This window comes from Saccharothrix sp. ST-888 (genome assembly GCF_000955975.1).
Taxonomy (GTDB): Bacteria; Actinomycetota; Actinomycetes; order Streptomycetales; family Streptomycetaceae; genus Kitasatospora.
In genome coordinates, this window is record NZ_JYJF01000031.1 from 1 (window position 1) to 16543 (window position 16543).

9 protein-coding genes are annotated in these 16543 nt (G+C 74.1%); 5 read left to right on the forward strand and 4 right to left on the reverse strand.

Translation table 11 applies throughout. The features are described 5' to 3' along the window. The 4 genes from UK12_RS12970 to UK12_RS12985 form a co-directional block, all read right to left on the reverse strand. Positions 1-4857 (reverse strand): non-ribosomal peptide synthetase (locus UK12_RS12970; protein ID WP_045303061.1); only part of this gene is annotated, 4857 nt, incomplete at its 3' end. Between the two features lie 104 nt (positions 4858-4961). Next, complete coding sequence (locus UK12_RS12975; RefSeq protein WP_231591179.1) at positions 4962-7280, reverse strand: ABC transporter ATP-binding protein/permease; 2319 nt, start codon at positions 7278-7280, stop codon at positions 4962-4964. 181 nt (positions 7281-7461) lie between these two features. Beyond that, positions 7462-7833: a DUF5132 domain-containing protein gene (locus tag UK12_RS12980; RefSeq protein ID WP_045303063.1), complete on the reverse strand. Its 372-nt coding sequence runs from the start codon at positions 7831-7833 to the stop codon at positions 7462-7464. Between the two features lie 247 nt (positions 7834-8080). Further along, positions 8081-9772, reverse strand: coding sequence for a DUF885 domain-containing protein (locus UK12_RS12985; RefSeq protein ID WP_052681842.1), 1692 nt, complete (start codon positions 9770-9772; stop codon positions 8081-8083). Positions 9773-9999: 227 nt separating this feature from the next. On the opposite strand from UK12_RS12985, the gene UK12_RS12990 reads away from it, so the two are divergent. Genes UK12_RS12990 through UK12_RS13010 form a run of 5 tightly spaced genes read left to right on the forward strand, consistent with a single transcriptional unit; the run spans position 10000 to position 16532 of the window. After that, positions 10000-11583, forward strand: a complete 1584-nt coding sequence (locus UK12_RS12990) for an ABC transporter substrate-binding protein (protein ID WP_045303094.1) — start codon at positions 10000-10002, stop codon at positions 11581-11583. Between the two features lie 12 nt (positions 11584-11595). Beyond that, complete coding sequence (locus tag UK12_RS12995) at positions 11596-12567, forward strand: ABC transporter permease (protein ID WP_045303064.1); 972 nt, start codon at positions 11596-11598, stop codon at positions 12565-12567. A 40-nt stretch (positions 12568-12607) separates the two neighbouring features. Then, positions 12608-14425 carry a dipeptide/oligopeptide/nickel ABC transporter permease/ATP-binding protein gene (locus UK12_RS13000; RefSeq protein ID WP_045303065.1) on the forward strand — a complete coding sequence of 606 codons (1818 nt, stop codon included), beginning with the start codon at positions 12608-12610 and terminating at the stop codon, positions 14423-14425. Continuing rightward, a complete protein-coding gene (locus UK12_RS13005) occupies positions 14422-15228 on the forward strand; it encodes an ABC transporter ATP-binding protein (RefSeq protein WP_045303066.1) in 807 nt (268 codons plus the stop codon). Before UK12_RS13000 ends, UK12_RS13005 begins: the two co-directional genes overlap by 4 nt. Then, complete coding sequence (locus UK12_RS13010; protein ID WP_045303067.1) at positions 15225-16532, forward strand: NAD(P)/FAD-dependent oxidoreductase; 1308 nt, start codon at positions 15225-15227, stop codon at positions 16530-16532. Before UK12_RS13005 ends, UK12_RS13010 begins: the two co-directional genes overlap by 4 nt. The last annotated feature ends 11 nt before the right edge of the window (positions 16533-16543 follow it).

The window sequence follows — 16543 nt, forward strand, 5'->3', positions numbered from 1 at the left end:
CAGCAGGGCGGGCCCGGAGTCCTGGAGCAGGTACGCGATCCGGGCCGCCGGGTAGCGCGGGTCCACGGGAACGTACGCCGCCCCGGCCTTGAGCACCGCCAGGACGGCCACCACCAGCTCGGCCGAACGCGGCAGCGCCAGCGCCACCCGCTGCTCCGGACCCACCCCCCTGGCGATCAGGGCGTGCGCGAGCCGGTTCGCCCGGGCATTCAACTCGCCGTAGGTCAGCGCGACATCCCCGCTCACCACCGCGACCGCGTCCGGGTCTGCCCGCACCTGCCGCTCGAAGAGCGCGCTCAGGCTGCTCTCCGGGGCGCCCCCGCTTCGGCCGGGGTCCGCCGCCGGCAGCAGTGTCCGGAGCTCGTCGGCGGACAGCACGTCCACCTGGCCGACCGACCGGCCGGGGTCGGCGACCACGGCCCGCAGCAGCCGCAGCCACCGCTCGACGATCCCCGCCACGGTGGCCGCGTCGAACAGGTCGGCGCTGTACTCCACCACACCCGACAGCCCGTCCTCGCCCGGCTGTTCGGCCAGGATGAAGGTCAGGTCGCACTTGGCCGTGCCGGTGTGGACCAGGTCGGTCGTCACCCGCAGCCCCGACAGGTCGAACTCGCCCGTCGGCGCGTTCTGCAGGGTCAGCATGGTCTGGAACAACGGGTGGTGCGCCAGCGACCGGGCCGGATTCAGCACCTCCACCAGGTGCTCGAAGGGCAGGTCCTGGTGCGCGTACGCGGCCAGGGCGCTGGTGCGCACCCGGCCGAGCAGTTCGCCGAACGACGGGTCGCCCGAAAGATCGGTGCGCAGTACCAGGGTGTTGACGAAGAAGCCGACCAGGTCGTCGACGGCCTCGTCGGTGCGCCCGGCGATCGGGGTGCCGATCGGGACGTCGGTGCCGGCGCCGAGCTTGCCCAGCAGCGCCGCCAGCCCGGCCTGGAGCACCATGAACAGACTTGCACCGCCGTCGCGGGCGAGCGCACGCAGGCCCTGGTGCAGTTCGGCGTCGATGCGCACCGGCACCTGCGTGCCCCGGAACGACACCGCCGCCGGCCGGGGCCGGTCGAAGGGCAGCTCGACCTGCTCCGGAAGACCGGCCAACTGCTTCGACCAGTAGGTGAGTTGGCTGCTCAGCAAGCTGTCCTGGTCCGCCGCGTCGCCGAGCAGCTCCCGCTGCCAGAGGGTGTAGTCGGCGTACTGGACCGGCAGCGGCGCCCACTGCGGCGCGGCCCCCGCGCACCGGGCCGCGTAGGCGGTGGTCAGGTCCCGCGAGAGCGGGCTCATCGACCAGCCGTCACCGGCGATGTGGTGCACCACCAGCAGCAGCACGTGCTCGTCGGCGCCCACGGCGAACAGGTCGGCGCGCAGCGGCGGTTCCACCGCGAGTTCGAAGCCGCGCCGGGCGGCCTCGGCCAGCCGGTCCGGCAGCTCCTCCCGGCCGACCTCGGTCACCCGCAGCCCGGGGTGGGCCTCCACCGCGTCCACCACCCGCTGGCAGGGCACTCCGTCGACCGCCGGGAAGACCGTGCGCAGGCTCTCGTGCCGCTCGACCACGTCGGCCAGGGCCGCCTCCAGCGCCTGCCGGTCCAGGTCCCCCGACAGCCGCAGCGCCAGTGGCACGTTGTAGGTGGCGCTCGGGCCCTCCATGCGGTGCAGGAACCACAGCCGGCGCTGGGCGAAGGACAGCGGTACCGCCTCGGGCCGCCGACGCCGCGTCAGCGCCGACCGCGCCCGGCCCGCGCCGTCCACCGCCGCCGCCAGGGCCGCCACCGTCGGCGCGTCGAACAGGTCGCGCAGGGTCAGCTCCACACCCAGGACCGAACGGGCCCGGGCGACCAGCCGGGTGGCCAGCAGCGAGTGCCCGCCCAGGTCGAAGAAGCTGTCGTCCAGCCCGGGCTCGGACACGCCGAGCACCTCGGCGAACAATCCGGCGAGCAGGTGCTCCGTCGCCGTGCGCGGTGCGCGGCCCGGGGCGGACGACTGCCGGTCGGGCGCCGGGAGGGCACGCCGGTCGAGCTTCCCGTTCGGGGTCAGCGGCAGTTCGTCCAGCGTCACGTACGCGGCCGGCACCATCTGCTCGGGCAGCCGCTCCCGCAGGTGGCCGCGGAGCACGGCGCCCGTCGGTGCGGCGCCGGGCGCCGGCACCACGTAGGCGACCAGTCGGTCCTCCCCGGTGCGCACCACCACGGCGGCCTGTGCGACCTCGGGGTGCTCCGCGAGCACGGCCTCGATCTCGCCGGGTTCGACCCGGAAGCCCCGGATCTTGACCTGGTCGTCGGTCCGTCCGAGGAACTCCAGGTTGCCGTCCGAGCCCCAGCGCACCAGGTCGCCGGTACGGTACATGCGCGATCCGGCCGGCCCGTACGGATCGGCCACGAACCGCCCCGCCGTCAGAGCGGGCCGGTTCAGGTAGCCGCGGGCCGGCCCCGCGCCGGAGATGTAGAGCTCGCCCGACGCCCCGGCCGGCTGCGGCCGCAGTGCGCCGTCGAGCACGTACACCCGGGCGCCCGCGACCGGCCGGCCGATCACCGGGCACGGGCTCGACCCCAGCGGCGCGATCACCGAGTTGACGGTGCATTCGGACGGTCCGTAGAGGTTGAGGACGTGCACCCCGTCGGCGGCCCGCAGCTGTTCCCACAGCTGTTCCGGGACGGCCTCGCCACCCGCCGCGACCACCGCCGGGCGCCGCTGCGGGTCGCTCAACAGACCGTGTCCGAGGAGGACTTGGAGGTAGGAGGGGGTGGCGCCGACGTAGTCAAGCCGGCAGCGCCTGGCGTAGTCGACGAAGGCGTCCGGGTCGGTCCAGGTCACGTGGTCCAGGACGTGGAGCTCGTGGCCCGCGAAGAGGGCGAAGAGCTGGTCCCACGCGGCGTCGAAGGACACCGAGGTGGTCAACGCCACCCGCATCCGCTGCCCGGGCGGCGCCGGGAACAGCACCGGCCGCTGGTTGGCGAACAGGTTCCGCAGGCCGCCGTGGGTCGTCACCACGCCCTTGGGCCGACCGGTGGAACCGGAGGTGTGGACGACCTGTGCCGGGTGGCCGGGGTGCACGGTGACCGCGGGGTCCACCGGCGGGTGACCCGCCACCAGCGCGGCCGTCTCCGGATCGTCGAGCACCAGCCGGTCGGCGGGGCCGGCCTCGGGCAGCCGGTCCCGGGTACGGGCGTCGGTCACCAGCAGCGTCGGCCGGGCGTCGCCGAGCAGATGGGCGATCCGGGCGGCGGGGTACTCCGGGTCGACCGGCAGCCAGGCCGCCCCGGCCTTCAGCACCGCGAGGATCGCCACCACGAGGTCGGCCGACCGGGGCAGGGCCAGCGCCACCAGCCGCTCCGGGCCCGCGCCCCGGGCGATCAGGGCGTGAGCCAGCCGGTTCGCCCGCGCATCCAACTCCGCGTACGACAGCGACACGTCCCCACACACCAGTGCGACCGCGTCCGGTGTCGCACCGGCCTGCGCCGCGAACAGCTCGGGCAGCTGCGCGGCGGGGACCTCGGCCACCGGGCCGGTGCCCATGGCCAGCAGCTCCCGGTACTCGTCGGCGGCGAGCAGGCCGATCCGGCCGATCGGCTCCTGCGGGTCGCAGTCCGCGAGGGTCTCCAGCAGCGCGAGCAGGCGCTGGCGGTGGGCGGCGAGGTCGTCGTCGCCGAAGGTCTCGGGCGAACCGTGGAGTTTGATCTTCAGGTCGCCACCGCCCCGGTGCCCCAGCGCCCAGACGGCCAGCCCGGTGGTCGCCCCGGTGTCCAGGTGGTGCACGGTCGCGGGCTGCCCGGCGAAGCCCGGCGGCGCGACGAAGGCCATGATGTTGACGATGAGTGGGAACGCCGACCCGATGACGCCGGGGAGGCCGAGGTCCCGGAGCAGGTCCTCGCTGCGGTAACGCTGGTGCGCGAGGGCGGCGTCGACCTCCCGGGTCACCTGGGTGACGAGGTCCTGCCACGGCAGGTCCGGCCGCACCGACAGCCGCAGGAGCACCACGTTCGACACCGCGCCGGGCGTCGCCATCAGGGCGGTGTCGGCCGACTCGCGTCCGGTGACGGGCAGACCGATGACCACGTCCCGATCACCGGTCAGGCGGTGCACGTAGAGCACTGTCGCGGCGATCAGCAGGCGGGACCAGCGGACTCCGGCCCGCCCGGCCGCTGCTCGCAACGCGTCCGGGCGGAGCACGGCCGATTCCGCGGACGATCGGAGTGTGCCGCCCGGGTCGCCGAGCGCCCGGCCCGGGAACCGGGTCGGGGCCGGCCGGTCGGCGAAGCGTTCCATCCAGTACGACCGGTCCTCGGTGAACCGGGCCGAGGCGCGGTACTCGGCGTCGCTCCCGACCAGGTCGTCCAGCGAACGGAACTCGGACGGCGGCACCGGGTGGCCCTCGGCCAGCGCCGTGTACGTCTGCGCGACCCGCTGCCGGACGAGGGAGTAGCCGAACCCGTCCATCACCAGGTGGTGGTAGCCCTGGTACCAGAGGTGGTGCGCCGGCGAGAGCGTGATCAGCGCGTGGCTGAACAGCGGATCACGGGCGAGGTCCAGCGGACGCGTCCGGTCCCGGCCCATCCACTCCAGGGCCGCCGCACGCGGTTCGGGCTCCGCGCTGAGGTCGAGCCGGGCCGGTTCCCAGTCCCCTGCCCCGCGGACGACCTGGCGCGGACCCTCCCCGTCCTCGACGAAGCCGACGTGCAGCGCGTCGACCTCACCGACCACCCGGCGCAGCGCGGTCACGAACAGTTCCGCGTCGAGCGGCCCGTGGATCTCCAGGTACTCGCCGAGGCGGTAGGCCGGAATCGCCGTCCGGGAACGCTGCTCGGCGAGCCAGATCTCGCGCTGAGCCACCGTCAGGGGAAGGGCGTCGCCGACGCGACGGGACATGGGAGTACCTCCAGGATTGTGGGCAGGCGTGGTCGCGGGACGCGCGGGGGCGCGCCGACCGCGGCGTGGTCACGCGGTCGGCGCGCGGGGCGTGCGGTCCGCGGTCAGGCGGCGAGGTCGCCGGCCTGGAGCTGCCAGAGGGATGCGTAGAGTCCGTGCTGGGCGAGCAGTTCGTCGTGGGTACCCTGCTCGGCCACGACGCCCCCCTTGTCCATGACGTAGATCCGGTCGGCGTGGCGGACCGTGGACAGCCGGTGGGCGATGATGACCATGGTCCGGTCGGCCGCGAAGCCGCGCAGTGCGCGCTGGATGGCGGCCTCGGTCTCGTTGTCCACGGCGGAGGTGGCCTCATCGAGGATCACGACCGGTGAGTTCTTGAGGATCGCCCGCGCCAGAGCGATCCGCTGCCGCTGGCCGCCCGAGAGCGCCGCGCCGCGTTCGCCGATCACCGTGTCGTAGCGGTCCGGCAGCGTCGCGATGAAGGTGTGCGCCTCGGCCGTCGTGGCGGCCTCGACCACGGCGTCGTCCGGAGCCGCGAAGGTGCCGTACCGGATGTTCTCGGCGATGGTGCCGTCGAAGAGGAACGGGTCCTGGGAGACGAATCCGATCGCGTGGCGGAGGTCCCGGCGCGAGAGGTCTCGCAGGTCCCGGCCGTCGAGCAGCACGCTGCCGAACTCCGCGTCCTGGAAGCGCATCAGCAGCTTGGCGATCGTCGTCTTGCCGGAGCCGGTGGCGCCGACGATGGCGGTGACCTGCCCGGCGGGGATGGTCAGCGACAGGTTGTCCAGCACCGGCGGCCGGTCGGGGTAGGCGAAGGTCACCTCGTCGAGCACGATCTCCCCGCACGCCTTGTCGGCGTCGAGCGGGCCGCCGGTGCCGTCGGTCTCCACGGGGAGGGCGCGCAACCGCTGGACACGGTCGTAGGCGGCCAGCGTCCGCTGGTACTGGTCGACGATGCCGCCGAGCCGGTTCATCCGCATCAGCACCATCTGGGGCAGCCCGATCAGCGGGCTGAACACCTCGAACGGCAGGGCGCCGGTCAGCACCGAGCGTCCGCCGAGCAGCAGGGTGCCGGCCATCGAGGTGGTCGTACAGACCCGGACGATCTCCGCGTGCCCGATCGCGCTCCGGTCGGTCCGCTGGCTGCTCTCCTGCGCCGCCTCGCTCAGCCGGTCGATGCGCTCCGCCTCGTACTCCTCGGTGCAGAAACTCTTGACGGTGGCGCTCGCCTCCAGGGTGTTGACCAGCTGGCTGTGCAGCCGGGCCCGGTCCTCGCCGGAGACGGCGTAGTCGGCCGCGGCCTTGTCCTGGTAGTGGAGCGACAGCCAGGCGATGACCGGGATGGGCAGGAACGCGATCCAGGCGATCTGCGGCGCCAGCAGCAGGAACGCCGGCACCAGGACGAGCAGGCTGGTGCCCAGTTGCAGCACGTCGTTCGCGGAGGTGGCGAAGAAGGTGCCCAGCTGGCCGACGTCCTCCGTCAGAGCGCCGGCGACCCTGGTCGTCCGCTCGCCCTCCAGATGCCGCAGTTCCAGGTGCTGCACGTGCGCGTACGTCCGGTTGCGCCAGTCGTGCTGGATGTCCTGGCCGAGCCGGCGCCACTGGAGGTTCGAGGTGTACGAGAGGCCCGCCACCGCGGCACAGGCGGCGGCCACCAGCCCTGCCAGGCCCCAGAGTTGGGCGGACGCGGTGGTCAGCCCGAGCCGGACCAGCGGCGCGGCCTGCCCCTTGATGAGCACCAGCGCGCTCCAGCCGAGGAACGTGCCGAGCGCCAGCTCCGAGACCTGGCAGGCGACCGACAGCGCCGAGGCGCGGTAGAACCGTCGGCGGTGCGGGCCGACGATCTCCAGCAGCGGGTGGCGGGCGGCTTCCGGCCCGGCCGACTCCCGGGCCTCGTCGACCGTTCTGCTCCAGGCCCGCCGGACGACCACCGTGGTCGCCGTCGCCACGACCCCCAGGGCCACCAGGCTCTTGCTGAACGCCGAACGGCGGACGAGCGCCAGTCCGGCCGCCACCCCGCCTGCGACGGCGAGCACGGGGCGGATGCCGACGCGGTCCGCGTCCGGCGCGGGTGCCTCGGACGTGGTCGCCGATGCCGGCCGGCCGGCATCGGCGACCACACGGGTTCTCCCGCCGACGCCGGCCCGCGTGAGCACGGCGACGGCTCGGCGGAGGAGCCCGCCGACGTCGCCGGCGCGGACGCGTACGTCGTGGCGGATGAGCACCCCACCGGTGATCGGGTTGGCCTGCGCCCCCGTGATGCCGGGAACCCGCCGCAGGGCCGCCACGAGGACTTCGGCGGCCTGCGGCCGTCCGAGGACCAGTCTGACGTCCCAGCGCTGCCGACCTGGAATGACCGAGCGTGGACGTACGTCCACATCCATGGAGCCGTACCCGGATTCGGCACCCAACAGAGCTGGCATGTGTACGATCACCTGTTATTCGAGGTCGCAATATCGCGCCAGTGGGCGCGACGGAGCGCTGCGACGGATCTGGAATTCTGAACCTGAAGAGGTCGAGCGGCGAAATTCCCCGGCGACGGCTGCCGCGTGGGCGCACGGGGAAACACGCGCCCACGCGGAACGGGCTACGGACCCGCCCGACTCACTGCACCTTGCCGGGGCCCGCGCCTGCGCCCGTGCCTGCGGTCGCGCGGATCTTGGAGGTCCGGTTCTCCCCCTCGGACCGGCTGGAGGCCTCGCTCTTCTCGCCGCGCGCGAGATCGCTGTCGGCACCCCTGGTCACGTCGGTTCGCGTGAGGGTGTCTCCGGAGACGATCTGAGCGGCCACCATCTCGGCGGCCACCTCGGCCGCGAGGTCGTGAATGTTCTCTCCGGCCTCGTGGGCCGCTTTCTTCACCTCAAGCACCAGCCCCACGGACGTCTTGACAACGCCTCGCACCAGCGGCTTGAGAAGACGCTTGGCCACGGGGGCAACGACGAGGCCGATCAGGAAGGGCGGAACGACGGGCGGCATGGTTCTCCATCCTCTCGATACAGGTATATGACAGGCATACTGGGGGAATCCCCCGAAGAACTGACAAGGTCTCCGGCTGGGAATTCTTCTCCCGAACCATTCGGCGGACGGCTCGACCTGCCCAAAACTCCCAGAAGCCGTGAGACCCACCGCCCGCTTCCGAACACGCTAAACCAGGAATGTCGGTCGAGGCCAAACCGCCTCTCGGGGTTCACCCGTCTGAGTGCCCTCGCTCGTGCATTTCTTCCTATTCCCTGAAGAGTTCACGCACCACCCGCCGTCGCAGGGCCGGGAACGGCAACCCGCCACCGCCCAGCAGCACGTCATGGAAGGCGCGAACGTCGAAGTCCCTCCCCTGCCGCGCCGCGGTCCGGGCGCGCAGTTCGTCGAACTCCAGGTAGCCGGCCCGATAGGTCAGTGCCTGTCCGGGCAGGTCGGTCGAGTAGCGCAGCAGATCGGAGGCGATCTGCCCGTCCGATTCGGTCGAGTGGGCCCACATGAAGGCCCGCGCCTGGTCCAGGGTCATCGTGCCGAGGTTGAGCCCGGTGTCGACGACGAGGCGCTGCGCGGTGAACCGCTCCTGGGCGAGGCGGCCGTACGCGTCCCACGGGCCGTCGTAGAGTCCCATCTCCCAGCCGAGCCCGGCCGCGTACTCGGCCCAGCCCTCGTTGAACGCGTCGAACGGCGCCACCTCCCGCCGCAGCTCCGGCAGCGCCTCGTTCTCCGCCTGCCGGGCAAGGTGGAAGTGATGTCCGGGCGCCAGCTCGTGGTAGATCAGGGAGGCGGCGCCGAGCAGCGACCGCTGCGCGAGGTCCGAGCCGTTGTACCGGTAACGCCCCACCGGGTCGGTCGCGGTGGGCTGCTCGTAGTACCCGAAGGTCATCCCGGCCTCCAACGCCGGGTCCAGCCGCGCCAGACCGTACGGGGCGGCCGGGAGGGCCGCGAACCACCGCGGGAGCAGCGGGGCCAGGCGGTCGAGGTGGTGGCGGTAGCGGGCCTCCACCTCCTCGGGCGTCCCGGCGTGCAGACGGGGCTCGGCCCTCAGACGGTCGTGGAACTCGCCCTCGGTGCCCCGGAATCCGAGGACCGCGCGGACCGCGCGCATCCGCTCGGCCAACTCGCGGCAGTGGACGAGGCCGACCTCGTGCAGTCGCTCGGGCACGACGTCATCCGCGGTGTGGATCCGGACGAACTCCCGGTAGGCCTCCTCTCCGCCCTCGTACCGGGCCCAGCCGACGGCCTCCGGAGCGGCGCGCAGGTACGAGGGATCGTCGAGCACGGCGAGCAGGCGGTCGAACGCCGGGACCAACTCGCGCTCTACCAGCCGTCCGACGCCCTCCCGCACCCGCCCGCGCACCACCGGCCCGAGCCGGTCGAGCCTGCCGTCCTCGACCTCCACCCGCCGTGCCAGGGAGTCCCGCAGGCCGGCGACCGTGGTGCGCGCCCCGGCCAGGGCCGGCGCCTGGATGCGGAAGCCGCGCGCCGCCTGCCCGACCACCTTGTCCCCGATCGTGCCGACCACCCCGGCGAGTTCGCGCACCAGGCCCACGTACCGCTCGCCGTCGCCTCGTTCGGTGAACCGGAAAGCGCCGAGGACCGCGTCGCCGTACAGCGACAGCGGGAACAGCCGGTACGGCGTGGCGGCGGGCGTCAGCCAGTAGCAGCTGCGGGCGCGCACCTCCTGCTCGGCCAGCGCCTCGACGAACGCCGCGGTGTCGGCGTCGGCACCGGCCGGCTCCGCGCCGTCGAGTGCCCGGAGACGCTCCAGCACACCCGCCGCGAATCGCGCCCGCTCCTCGGCCTCGTCCGCCGACGCCCCTGGCAGGGTCTCGACCGGCAACCCCTGCCGCAGTCGCAGCATCGGGTCGCGCTCCAGCAGGAACTCCCAGTAGCAGGCCGCCAGACGGCCGATCTCGCGGCCAGGTTCATCCGTCCTCATACGGACCAGTGTGGGCATCCGGCGCGGCCGGAGGACCGGGCGGAGCACAGTCTCACCGGCGATGTCCCCCGGACGGGTGAACTGCGCCCACTGCCTCCCACCCCCGGCCCGACGGACGGAGAGCCAGCGAGGCGGCGCCCGCTCGGGTCCTCCGGCGTGCGACCGAAACCACCTGCCGCCCAAGGACGTTGACGCTCGACCGGTGCACCCGGTGGCACCATGTGGCCATGCCCCGTCGTCCCCTGCCCGTCCCACCGGCGGCCGCCCTCACCGCCGTGGCCGTCGCGCTGGCCGGATGCGGCGGCGGCGCCCGCTCCTCGACGGCCACGCCCGTCGTGGACCACGGGACCGTCAGAATCGCGGTGCCCAGCGAGACACCGAGCTTCAACCCGTACTCGGCCTTCGGCGCCGGACCGGCCCGCTACGCCTACGACTCGCTCGTCAACGTCACCGCCGACGGCGCGCTGGTCTCCGGCCTGGCAACGTCCTGGCAGGCCACCACCACCACGGCCACGTTCACCCTCCGCCGGGGGGTGACCTGTTCCGACGGCACGGCCCTGACCGCCTCCGCGGTGGCCCGCGCGCTGACCTACGCGGGCGACCCGGCCAACCAACTCGCCGGGGCCCGCACGATCCTGCCCAGTGTCCCGTTCACCGCGACCGCCGACGACACCGCCGGCACGGTGTCGGCGACCACCACCGCCCCCTACCCGTTCCTCACCCGCACCCTCGGCCTGCTGCCCATCGTCTGCCCGGCCGGCCTGGACCGGCCACAGTCGCTGGACCGGACCACCGCCGGCACCGGCCCGTACGTCCTGACCCGCTACGCCGCCGGCGGACCGTACGAGTTCGCGGTGCGCGAGGGCTACACCTGGGGCCCGGACGGGGCGACGACCGCGACGCCCGGCCAGCCCGCACGGATCGTCATCTCCGTGCTGCCGCAGGACTCGACCGCCGCGAACCTGCTGCTCACCGGGGGCGTCAACATCGCGACGGTGCACGGACCGGACCGTGCCCGGCTCACCGGCCACGGCCTGACCGCCGCCGACGCGGCGACCGTGGTCGGACTCACCTTCTTCAACCAGCGCCCCGGCCGCCAGCTCGGCGACCCGGCGGTGCGCCGGGCCCTGGTGGCAGCCCTGGACCGCCGGGGACTCGCCAACGTCGCCGTCGGCGGCACCGGCCGGCCGGCCGCCGACTTCGGCGCGGCGGGCACCCTCTGCCACGCCGACCTCGCCGCCGCCAACCTGCCCGCCCAGGACGCCGCCGACGCGCTGCGCGCCGACGGGTGGACGAGGACCGCCGAGGGCCGGCTGGCCAAGGACGGCCGGCCGCTGCGGCTGCGGCTGATCACCAGCTCCGAGCTCGGTCCGACACTGCCCTCCGTGGCCGAGCTGATGGCCAGGACCTGGACCGCGCTCGGCGCGGACGTCCGGCTCGTCAGCGAGAGCCTGCCCGCCCTCGTGAACGCGATGTACCAGACCGGGGACTTCGACGTCGTGATCGGCAGCACGCCGGGGTTCGCACTCCCGGTCGGCTTCATCCCGTTCTTCTCCGGACCGCCCCCCGCCCAGGGCCTGAACTTCGCGGGCGTCGCCAACCCCGAGTACGACGCCCTCGTCGCCCAGGCGCTCCAGGAGACCGACACCGCCGGCTGCGACACCTGGAACCGTGCCGCCGCCGCCCTGTTCCGCTCGGCCGACGCCCTGCCGATCGCGGATGGACACAGCACCGTCTACGGCTGTCGCACCGCCTTCGCCACAGGCTTCGGCGGCGCGGTCATCCCCACCAGTATCCGCCTGCACCGGTGAAAGGGGGGCGAGTTGTCCGTCCCGCAGTGGCTGCGCCACCGTCCGTGGACCGCGTTCTGGGTCCGCCGCGCGGCCCGGCTGGCCCTCTCCCTGGGGATCGTGCTCACCGCCTCCTTCGCGATGATCCGCCTGGTCCCCGGTGACCCGGTGCGCGCCGCACTGGGCGTCGACGCCGCGCCCGCCCTGGTGGCCGCCCGCCGGCACCAGCTCGGCCTCGACCAGCCCTTCCCGACCCAGTTCCGGCACTACCTGGACGGCCTCCTGCAGGGCGACCTGGGGACCTCGCTGGTCACCGGGGCACCGGTCGCAGAACTGGTCCGCACCAGGTTTCCGGCCACCCTGGAGATCGCGCTCCTCGCCTTCCTGCTCACCCTCGCCGTCGCCCTGCCCGGCGGGCTGCTCGCCGCCGTCCACACCCGTGACGGGCGGCGTCCGCACGCCGAGCTGGCGTTCACCGCGCTGACCGCCGGACTGGCCGGCGTGCCGGACTTCGTCGCGGCCTCGGGGCTGACCGCGCTCCTGGCCGTCGCCCTGCCGCTGCTCCCCGTGGCGGGCACGGCGGGGGCCGGGTCCTTCGTCCTGCCCGTGATCGCGCTGGCCCTCGCACCCACGGCCGTCCTGGTCCGAATCGTCCGCGTCGAGGCGCTGAAGGTGCTGTCCGAGGACTACATGCGAACCGCCCGCAGCAAACGGCTGCCCCCCGCGCGGCTCTACCTCCGGCACGCGGCGCCGAACATGGCGACCGCCTCGCTCACCGTGGCCGGAAGCCTGCTGCCCGCCATGATCGCCGGCACGGTGCTGGTCGAGAAAGTGTTCGCCTGGCCCGGCATCGGGTCCGCGATGGCACAGTCCGTGGTCGCGCAGGACTACCCGGTGGTCCAGGCGACGGTGCTGATCACGGGCAGCACGGTGCTGCTCGCCGGCCTCCTCGTCGACATGCTGCTTGCACTGCTCGACCCTCGCTCGGCGATCCGGGAGATGTGAGCAGCCGATGTCCCCTCCCACCGGTCGGCTTCGCTCGCCCATGGCCTGGGTCGCGGCGACGATGCTGGCCTCCCTGATCCTGCTCGCGGTCGCCGGCCCGCTCGTCTGGGGTACCGCGGCGGACCGTCCCGACCTCTCGGCGGTCCTCCAAGGCCCGTCCGCCGCACACCCGTTCGGCACCGACAACCTCGGACGGGACCTGCTCGCCCGCGTACTGGCCGGCACCCGCTCCTCCCTGCTGCTCGCGCTCGCCGCGACGCTGCTCGGCGCGACCGCGGGTGTCCTCCTCGGGTCATCCACCGCCGTCGTCGGCCCCCGCGCCCGCCGCGGGCTCGCCGCGCTGATCAACCTCCTGCTCGCCTTCCCCGCCCTGCTGGTCGCGCTCTTCCTCGCGGTCGTGTTCGGCGCGGGCGCCGACGGGGCGCTGCTCGCACTCGCCGTCGCGAGCGTCCCCGGCTTCGCCCGGCTCGCCCAGACGCTCGCCGCCGGGGTCGCGGGAACCGACCACCTGGCCGCGGCCCGCGTCCTCGGCCTGCGCCGGAACCGCCTGCTCCGGCGGCACGTCCTGCCCAACATCGCCGAGCCGCTGGTGCTGAGCACCACCACGGCGGCGGGCACCGCGCTGGTGGCCCTCTCCGGCCTCAGCTTCCTCGGGCTCGGCGTGCAGCCCCCCGCCTTCGACTGGGGACAGCTTCTCAACCAGGGGCTGGACCGCATCTACGCACAGCCGCTGCCCGCCCTCGCGCCGGCCCTGGCGATCCTCTACGCGGCCCTGACGTTCCAGCTCCTCGGCGAGGTCCTGGCCAAAGGCGCCGCCCGGCGGGGCCGCCCGGCGCGGCCCGCCGGACGACCGGCCGCGCGGAGCGGGCCGGCCGACGACGAGCTGGTGCTCCAGGTCGAGGACCTGACCGTCGAACTGCCCACCCCGGACGGCGTGATCCGGCCCGTCCGCGGCGTCGACCTCTCCCTGCGGGCCGGCGAGATCGTCGGACTCGTCGGCGAGTCCGGCTCAGGGAAGTCCCTCACCGCACTCGCCGTCGCCGACCTCCTGCCGGAGCACGCCCGGGTGAGCCGGCGAACGCTCCACCTGCTCGGCGCCGACCTCGCCGCCATGACGCCGAAGGACCGCCACCGCCACCTCGCCACCGCGCTGGCGATGGTCTTCCAGAGCCCGGCGTCCGCGCTCAACCCCTCGCTCCGGGTCGGCACCCAGCTCACCGAAGCCGTCCGGGCGCACCGCGGCGCGCGGCGCGCGGAGGCGGTCGAGCAGGCCACGGCCACCCTGCACCGGGTCGCCCTGCCACCGGCGGTCCTGCGGTCCCGTCCGCACCAGCTGTCCGGCGGCCAGCGGCAGCGCGTGATGATCGCGTCCGGCCTGATGGTCCGTCCGGCCCTGATCATCGCCGACGAGCCCACCACGGCGCTCGACGTCACGGTGCAGCGGCAGATCACCGAGCTGCTCGCCGACATCCGCCGGGACACCTGTGCCGCGGTCCTGTTCATCAGCCACGACATCGCCCTGGTGGCCGGACTGTGCGAGCGCGTCCTGGTGATGTACGCGGGGACGGTCGTCGAGAGCCTCCCCGCGGACCGGCTGGCCACCGCCACCCGCCACCCGTACACCCGGGCGCTGGTGGAGTCGGTGCCGGACCTCACCGGGGACCGCAGTCGCCCGCTGCGGACCGTGCCGGGCGCGTCACCCGACCCGCTCGCGCCCGCGCCCGGCTGCCCGTTCGAGCCGCGCTGCGCACACCGGCAGCACCGCTGCGCCGCCGAGGTCCCGCCGCTGACCGGCCTCGACGCGGGCCACCGGGTCGCCTGCTGGCACCCGCTGCCACCGTCGGCGGTCCCGTCATGACCGGCCTGCGGCTCTGCGGAGTCACCGTCCGCCACCACGGACCGCGCGGCCCGGTCACGGCGGTGGACCGGGTCTCGCTGGAGGTCCCGCCCGGCACCACGGTCGGGCTGGTGGGCGAGTCCGGCTCGGGGAAGTCGACTCTGGCGCGCGCGATCGTCGGGCTCGTGCCGGTGCACGGGGGCCGGGTCCTGCTCGACGGCCAGGAGTACGGCGCCCGCACCGTCCGCGCGCGGCGCCGGCTGGGCCGCCGGGTCCAGGTCGTCTTCCAGGACCCGGACACCGCGCTGGACCCCCGGATGACGGCCCGCCAGACGCTCGCCGAAGCGGCCACCGCCTTCCGACGCCTCGACCGGCGTACCCGCGCACAGCGCGTCGCCGACCTGCTCGACCTCGTCGAGCTGGACCAGCGCCTCGCCGACCGACTGCCCCGGCAGCTGTCGGGCGGACAGCGCCAGCGCGTGGCCATCGCGCGTGCCCTGGCCGTCGAGCCCGGTCTCCTGATCGCCGACGAGATCACCTCGGCGCTCGACGTCTCGGTTCAGGCGTCCGTCCTCAACACGATCCGCCGGCTGCAGCGCCAGCTGGGCCTGTCCATGCTGTTCATCGGACACAACCTGCCCGCGGTCTACCACGTCTCCGACACGGTGGCCGTGATGCGCCGCGGCCGGATCGTCGAGACGGCCCCGACCGAGGCCCTGCTGCGCGACCCGCGGCACCCCTACACCCGGACACTGCTCGCCTCCGTGCCCAGCCTGCACCCGCAGCCGCCCGGTACCGCACAGCCCGAGGAGAGGTCGTCATGACCGTCGGCCGACCGGACGCGGTGGTGGTCGGCGCCGGCGTGATCGGCGCCGCCGTCGCCCTCGAACTCGCGCGCACCGGGCGGCAGGTCGTCGTCGTGGACAAGGCCGGGGCCGCCGGCCACGGCTCCACCAGTGCGTCCAGCGCGATCATCCGGTTCAACTACTCCACCTTCGACGGCGTCGCCACGGCGTGGGAGGCCCACCACCTCTGGGCATCCTGGCCGGATCACCTGCGGCTCGGCGGGAACCGCCCGCTCGCGGCCTTCCGGCGCACCGGAGCCGTGCTGCTCGACGCCCCCAGCCCTGCGCCGGGGAACGTCACCGCCCTGTTCGACCGCGTCGGCGTCCCGTACGAGCGGTGGGATGCCGCGACGCTCCGCAGGCACCTCCCCGGGATCGACCCCGGTCGCTACGGGCCGCCCGGGCCGGTGGACGACGAGGCGTTCTTCACCGGTCCCGCCGGCGAGCTCGGCGCACTGTTCACCCCCGACGCGGGATTCGTCGACGACCCACAGCTCGCCGCGCAGAACCTGGCGGACGCGGCGGGCGAGCTGGGCGCACGGTTCCGGTTCCACCACACCGTGGTCGGTGTCGACCGGCGCGCCGACCGGGTGGCGGGCATCCGGCTCGCCGACGGCACGAGGATCGCCGCCCCGGTCGTCGTCAACGCCGCCGGTCCGTGGTCGGGCGGCCTCAACCGGCTGGCGGGCGTCGGCGGCGAGTTCACCATCGGCGTGCGACCGCTCCGCCAGGAGGTCCACCAGGTCACCGCACCGAGCGGTTACGGCACCGACCCGGACCTCGGCCCGGTGGTCGCCGACCTCGACCTCGGCACCTACCTGCGGCCGGACCTCGGCGGCCACCTCCTCGTCGGCGGCACCCAGCCGGCCTGTGACCCGCTTGAGTGGATCGACGATCCGGACGAGGCCCGCCCCCATCCGACCGTCCACGGCTTCCGCACCCAGGTGACCAGGGCGGCCCGCCGCTTCCCCGGACTCACCGTCCCCAACCGGCCCACCGGCATCGCGGGCGTGTACGACGTCGCCGACGACTGGACCCCGATCTACGATCGCACCGCGCTCGACGGCTACTACGTCGCCATGGGCACGAGTGGCAACCAGTTCAAGAACGCCCCGCTGGTGGGCCGCTTCCTCGCGGCCCTGGTCGACCGGGTCGAGGCCGGCCACGACCACGACCGCGAACCGCTCCGGTACCGCTGCGAACTCACCGGGAACGCCGTCGACCTCGGCGCCTTCTCCCGCCTGCGCCCGGTCGGCGGGGGCTCCGGCACGGTCATGGGCTGACCGCCGCGGGC